At 54.7% G+C, this 955-nt stretch carries 1 rRNA gene; it reads right to left on the reverse strand.

The window, feature by feature from the left end:
• Nucleotides 1–49 precede the first annotated feature (49 nt).
• A 23S ribosomal RNA gene (locus tag MF605_RS11860) occupies nucleotides 50–955 on the reverse strand; the annotation flags it as partial.

The raw sequence follows: 955 nt of genomic DNA on the forward strand, positions 1-955 counted from the left end.
GGACGCGAACACCAACCCATCACCTTGAAGCAAGCAATAGGATAAGAGTGTGTGTAAGTCATCGGCCTATTAGTACTGGTCAGCTTCACGAGTCTTCAGTCCTCGCTTCCACATCCAGCCTATCAACCCAGTGTTCTAGCTGGGGGCCTCACACCCTCAAAGGGGCAAGGAAATCTCATCTCGAAGCCGGCTTCCCGCTTAGATGCTTTCAGCGGTTATCCATCCCGAACGTAGCTAATCAGCCATGCACCTGGCGGTACAACTGACATACCAGAGGTTCGTCCGTCCCGGTCCTCTCGTACTAAGGACAGACCTTCTCAAATTTCCAACGCGCGCAGAGGATAGGGACCGAACTGTCTCACGACGTTCTGAACCCAGCTCGCGTACCGCTTTAATGGGCGAACAGCCCAACCCTTGGGACCTACTCCAGCCCCAGGATGCGACGAGCCGACATCGAGGTGCCAAACCATGCCGTCGATATGGACTCTTGGGCAAGATCAGCCTGTTATCCCCGAGGTACCTTTTATCCGTTGAGCGACGGCCGTTCCACAACGAGCCGCCGGATCACTAGTCCCGACTTTCGTCCCTGCTCGAGCTGCCACTCTCACAGTCAAGCTCCCTTGTGCACTTGCACTCGACACCTGATTGCCAACCAGGCTGAGGGAACCTTTGGGCGCCTCCGTTACATTTTAGGAGGCAACCGCCCCAGTTAAACTACCCATCAGGCACTGTCCCTGACCCGGATCACGGGCCGAAGTTAGATATCCAGAGTGACCAGAGTGGTATTTCAACGGCGACTCCACGAACACTGGCGTGCCCGCTTCACAGTCTCCCACCTATCCTACACAAGTCACACCGAATACCAATACCAAACTATAGTAAAGGTCACGGGGTCTTTCCGTCCTTCTGCGCGTAACGAGCATCTTTACTCGTAATGCAATTTCGCCGAGTTCAT

The sequence above is a fragment of the Micrococcus luteus genome, assembly GCF_022664405.1.
Classification (GTDB): Bacteria; Actinomycetota; Actinomycetes; order Actinomycetales; family Micrococcaceae; genus Micrococcus; species Micrococcus luteus.